At 61.4% G+C, this 5,486-nt stretch carries 5 protein-coding genes; 4 read left to right on the top strand and 1 reads right to left on the bottom strand.

The genetic code is table 11. The features are described 5' to 3' along the window. Window positions 1-145: 145 nt before the first annotated feature. The 3 genes from EJA70_RS13490 (at window position 146) to EJA70_RS13480 (ending at window position 4,179) form a co-directional block, all read left to right on the top strand. On the top strand, window positions 146-910 hold the full coding sequence (locus tag EJA70_RS13490; protein ID WP_158831279.1) for a TOBE domain-containing protein: 765 nt from the start codon (window positions 146-148) through the stop codon (window positions 908-910). 70 nt (window positions 911-980) lie between these two features. Beyond that, a complete protein-coding gene (locus EJA70_RS13485) occupies window positions 981-2,882 on the top strand; it encodes a PhoX family phosphatase (protein WP_158831277.1) in 1,902 nt (633 codons plus the stop codon). 322 nt (window positions 2,883-3,204) lie between these two features. Then, a complete protein-coding gene (locus tag EJA70_RS13480; RefSeq protein WP_158831275.1) occupies window positions 3,205-4,179 on the top strand; it encodes a serine/threonine protein kinase in 975 nt (324 codons plus the stop codon). A gap of 12 nt (window positions 4,180-4,191) precedes the next feature. Here the strand turns inward: EJA70_RS13480 and mtgA are convergent, their stop codons facing one another. Then, the gene (gene mtgA, locus EJA70_RS13475; protein WP_008083830.1) at window positions 4,192-4,914 is read right to left on the bottom strand and encodes a monofunctional biosynthetic peptidoglycan transglycosylase; all 723 of its coding nucleotides are present in this window, start codon (window positions 4,912-4,914) and stop codon (window positions 4,192-4,194) included. 74 nt (window positions 4,915-4,988) lie between these two features. On the opposite strand from mtgA, the gene EJA70_RS13470 reads away from it, so the two are divergent. Beyond that, entirely contained in the window at window positions 4,989-5,360 is a 372-nt protein-coding gene (locus EJA70_RS13470; protein WP_158831273.1) for a DUF423 domain-containing protein, read from the top strand. The last annotated feature ends 126 nt before the right edge of the window (window positions 5,361-5,486 follow it).

Below are 5,486 nucleotides of genomic sequence, written 5' to 3'. Positions count from 1 at the left end.
CACGCTGCGATCTTTTGATCTTGTTTTTAAAGATCAAAAGATCGCAGCGTGCCGCAGCTCCTACAGGGGATTGGGTTTGGCTTGACTCTGGCGTTGCAAGCGGCCAACTTCACTTCCCACCGCCACAGCTAAAAAGCCCCCATTCATGTCCATGCCTTCCCTGTTGTCCCAGCACATCGTCCGCCGTCCGCAGCGTATCGCCCTGCTGCAACACATCGCCGAACAGGGCTCGATCACCCGCGCGGCAAAAAGCGCCGGCCTGAGCTACAAAGCGGCGTGGGATGCCATCGATGAGTTGAACAACCTCGCGCAAAAACCGCTGGTCGAGCGTGCCGTCGGCGGCAAGGGCGGTGGCGGCGCGAAACTATCCAGCGAAGGCCAACGGGTATTGCGCCTTTATCAAAAGCTGCAAGCCTTGCAGGCCCAGGTGCTGGAAGCCGCGGAAGACGCCAGCGACCTCGATCTGCTCGGTCGTTTGATGCTCCGAACCAGCGCACGCAATCAGCTGCATGGCAAGGTTGTGGCGATTGAAAGTCAGGGTCGCAATGACCTGATCCGCCTCGAACTCGCCGAAGGCCTGCACCTCGACGCGCAAATCACCCACGACAGCACCGTGCATCTGGAACTGCAGGCCGGCACCGAAGTGGTGGCGTTGATCAAGGCTGGCTGGCTCGAACTGCTGACCGTCGAACAACCTGCAACGTCTGGTCACAATCTTCTCAACGGCACCATCGAAGCCATTCTCGACGCCGAGGATGGCCCCAGCGAAGTGCGCATTACCCTGCCCAACGGCCATACCCTCTGCGCTCTGGCTGAGCCGCTGGACTTGCGCACCCGTGGTCTGACCGTCGAACAACCGGTGCAGGTGCAGTTTTCACCGTCCAACGTGCTCATCGGTACGCCGCTCTAGCCGGGCGCTGCAACGAAAGCGTCATCGACGCTCATTAAGGTGGCTGCCAAAACCAAGCAGGGAGCCTGATGTGAGCCTATTAGAAGAAAACCAATCGACTGACCTGGAAAAAATGGTCGGCCTCAGCCGTCGCGGCTTCATCGGCGCCGGCGCGTTGTGCGGCGCGGCGATGTTCCTCGGCGGCAGTCTGTTGAGCCGCAGCGCACTGGCCACCAGCGTCAGCGCTGGCAACAGTCGCCTGCTCGGTTTCGAGAGCATTCCGGCGGCGACCACCGACGTGATCAGCCTGCCCAAAGGCTACAAGTCTTCGGTGCTGATCAGTTGGGGCCAGCCATTACAGAAAAACGGTCCGGCCTTCGACCCGAGCGGCAACGGCACCGCCGCCGCACAAGAAGTGCAGTTCGGCGACAACAACGACGGCATGAGCCTGTTCGCCTTCCCTGACGATCGCAACCGCGCGTTGATGGCGATCAACAACGAATACACCAACTACCGCTACCTCTACCCGCACGGCGGCATGCCGCAATCGGCCGAAGACGTGCGCAAGGCACTGGCCTGCGAAGGCGTGTCGGTGATCGAGGTACAGCGCAAGAACGGTCAGTGGCAGTTCGTTCAAGGCTCGCGTTACAACCGCCGCATTCACGGCAACTCGCCGCTGCGCATCAGCGGTCCGGCGGCTGGCCACGAATTGATGAAGACCGCCGCCGATAAACACGGCAAGAAAGTACTCGGCACCTTCCAGAACTGCGCCAACGGTAAAACCCCGTGGGGCACTTACCTGACCTGTGAAGAAAACTTCACCGACTGCTTCGGCAGCAGCAACGCCCAGCAGCAGTTCGACCCGGCGCAAAAGCGCTACGGCGTGTCGGTCGCCAGCCGCGAAATCAACTGGCACCCGTACGACCCGCGCTTCGACATGGCGAAAAACCCCAACGAACTCAACCGTCACGGCTGGGTGGTCGAGATCGATCCGTTCGATCCGCAATCGACCCCGGTCAAACGTACGGCGCTGGGCCGCTTCAAACATGAAAACGCCGCACTGGCCGAGACCGATGACGGTCGCGCCGTGGTGTACATGGGCGACGACGAGCGGGGCGAATTCATCTACAAATTCGTCAGCCGTGACCGCATCAATCACCGCAATGCCAAGGCCAACCGCGACATCCTCGATCACGGCACCTTGTACGTGGCCAAATTCGACAACGGCGACAGCAACCCCGACCACCCGAAAGGCCAGGGCCAGTGGATCGAACTGACCCACGGCAAAAACGGCATCGACGCCAGCAGTGGTTTTGCCGATCAGGCCGAAGTGCTGATCCATGCGCGCCTCGCCGCCAGCGTAGTCGGCGCAACGCGCATGGACCGCCCGGAATGGATCGTCGTCAGCCCCAAGGACGGCCAGGTTTATTGCACCCTGACCAACAACGCCAAACGCGGCGAAGACGGCCAACCCGTCGGTGGGCCGAACCCGCGCGAGAAGAACGTCTACGGGCAGATCCTGCGCTGGCGCACCGACCGCGACGATCATGCGGCGAAAACGTTTGCCTGGGATCTGTTTGTGGTTGCCGGTAATCCGGGTGTGCATGCCGGGACGCCGAAGGGCGGCTCGAAGAACATCACCCCGCAAAACATGTTCAACAGCCCCGATGGCTTGGGCTTCGACAAGGCTGGCCGCTTGTGGATTCTTACTGATGGCGATTCGAGCAACGCTGGCGACTTTGCCGGAATGGGCAATAACCAGATGCTCTGCGCCGATCCCAAGACCGGTGAGATTCGCCGGTTCATGGTCGGGCCGATTGGTTGTGAGGTGACGGGGATCAGCTTCTCGCCGGATCAGAAGACGCTGTTTGTCGGGATTCAGCATCCGGGGGAGAACGGTGGTTCGACGTTCCCGGAGCATTTGCCGAATGGCAAGCCGCGCTCGTCGGTGATGGCGATTACCCGCGAGGACGGCGGGATCGTCGGCGCCTGATATGGCCTCATCGCTGGCAAGCCAGCTCCCACAGGGAAACGCATTTCTAATGTGGGAGAACGGCGGGTCGACATTCCCGGAGCATCTGCCGAATGGCAAACCGCGCTCGTCGGTGATGGCGATTATCCGTGAGGACGGCGGGATCGTCGGCGCCTGATATAGCCTCATCGCTGGCAAGCCAGCTCCCACAGGGAACGCATTTCTAATGTGGGAGCTGGCTTGCCAGCGATGGCGTCAGCACAGACACCAACCACCTCCCCCGCTGCCATCTGCGCTACCATGCTGGGCCGGACGCGGCAGCCTGCTGCGCGCAGGAGTCAGCATGGCCCACCCGTTTGAAACCCTCACCCCCGACCTCGTCCTCGATGCCGTTGAAAGCATTGGTTTCCTCAGTGATGCACGCATTCTGGCGCTCAACAGCTACGAGAACCGCGTCTATCAGGTCGGCATCGAAGACTCCGAACCGCTGATCGCCAAGTTCTACCGTCCGCAACGCTGGACCAACGAAGCCATCCTCGAAGAACACAAATTCACCTTCGAACTGGCCGACGTCGACATTCCGGTGGTTGCGCCGCTGATCCACAACGGCGAAACCCTGCACGAACACGCCGGTTTCCGCTTCACCCTGTTCCCGCGCCGTGGCGGCCGGGCGCCGGAGCCGGGCAATCTTGACCAGCTGTATCGCCTCGGCCAGTTGCTCGGACGCATTCACGCGGTCGGCGCGACCAAGCCGTTCGAACACCGTGAAGCCCTCGCCGTGCAGAACTTCGGCCACGCCTCGCTGAACACTTTGCTCGAAGGCAATTTCATTCCGAAAAGCCTGCTGCCGGCCTACGAGTCCGTCGCCCGCGACCTGCTCAAACGTGTCGAAGATGTTTACGCTGCGACCCCCCACCAGAACATCCGCATGCACGGCGACTGTCACCCCGGCAACATGATGTGCCGCGACGAGATGTTTCACATCGTCGACCTCGACGACTGCCGCATGGGCCCGGCCGTGCAGGACATCTGGATGATGCTCGCTGGCGACCGTCAGGAATGCCTCGGGCAGTTATCGGAATTGATGGACGGCTACAACGAATTCCACGATTTCGACCCACGCGAACTGGCGCTGATCGAACCGCTGCGCGCCTTGCGCCTGATGCACTACAGCGCCTGGCTGGCGCGGCGCTGGGATGACCCGGCGTTCCCCCACAGTTTCCCGTGGTTCGGCACCGAGCGTTATTGGGGCGATCAGGTGTTAGCGTTGCGCGAACAACTGTCAGCGCTCAATGAAGAGCCGCTGAAGTTGTTCTGATTTAGGAAAGGATCAGCGCGCCCACGGTGCCCGGCGCGAATCGTTGAGACCCAGCAGATAGCTGTCGCCACCCAACTGGCTCATCTGCTGGCGAATCCAGCCGGCGCGGCGCGACACGTAAGCGGTTGGATGGCTGGCGCTCCACACACGCGGATTCGGCAACACCGCCGCCAGATAACTCGCCTGCTGGCGCGACAAGGACTTGGCACTGACACCGAAATGATGACGGGCGGCAGCTTCGGCGCCGAACACACCGTCATCCCACTCGACGCTGTTCAGATACACCTCAAGAATCCGCTGCTTGGGCCAGAACACCTCGATCAGCGCGGTAAACCAGGCTTCGAGGCCTTTGCGCAGATAGCTGCGCCCGGCCCACAGAAACAGGTTTTTCGACACTTGCTGGCTCAAGGTGCTGGCGCCGCGAATCGAGCCGCCGAGCTCGTTGTGCGCGAGTGCGGCCTGAATTGCGCTGAAATCAAAACCCCAGTGCTCCGGGAATTTCTGATCTTCACCGGCCATGACCGCGACTTTGAGATCGTCGGAGATCTCGTCCCACGGCTTCCACGTGCGTTGCAGATCAATCGGCTCGCCGTCGACCCACGACTCGACTTTGCGCTCGACCATCAGCGCCGTACCCGGCGGCGGCACGAAACGAAAGATCAGCACCAGCACGATGCTGCCGCCCGCGAACCAGAGCAGGGCTTTCGTGAGACGACGGAAAATAGTACGCAGCATAGAGATGGCTTGGCCGAACCCGTGGAGCGGGCCATTATACAGACCCTGCCGATCGAGTCTGACTGGAGTTCTTCATGTTGCGTGGCTTTCTGCTGCTGGCCGCTTTCTTTGGTTTTACCGGTGTCGCGCTGGGCGCTTTTGCCGCCCACGGCCTGAAAAACCGCCTGACGCCGGAGTACCTGGCGATTTTCCACACCGGCGTCACCTACCAATTGGTGCACACGCTGGCGCTGTTCGGCGTTGCGCTGCTGGCCACGCATGTTCAGGCCCGCCTGGTCACCTGGGCCGGCGTGTCCTTCACCGTCGGCATTCTACTGTTCTCCGGCAGCCTGTACGTGCTGACCACCACCGGCATCAGCAAGCTCGGCATCATCACCCCGTTCGGCGGCCTCGCCTTCCTGATCGGCTGGCTGTGCCTGGGCCTCGCCGCGTGGCGCCTGACCTGACCCACCCTCCGACCTGAACTGATCGCGAACCGCTCCCTGTATCTGATCGCAAACCGCTCCCTGTAGGAGCTGCCGCAGGCTGCGATCTTTTGATCTTGAAAAACAACATCAAAAGATCGCAGCCTG

This window comes from Pseudomonas sp. PB103 (assembly GCF_009764635.1).
In the GTDB taxonomy this organism is placed as follows: domain Bacteria; phylum Pseudomonadota; class Gammaproteobacteria; order Pseudomonadales; family Pseudomonadaceae; genus Aquipseudomonas.
Note: the sequence above shows the minus strand (reverse complement) of the source record. Positions and strands in the feature narration are given on the sequence as shown.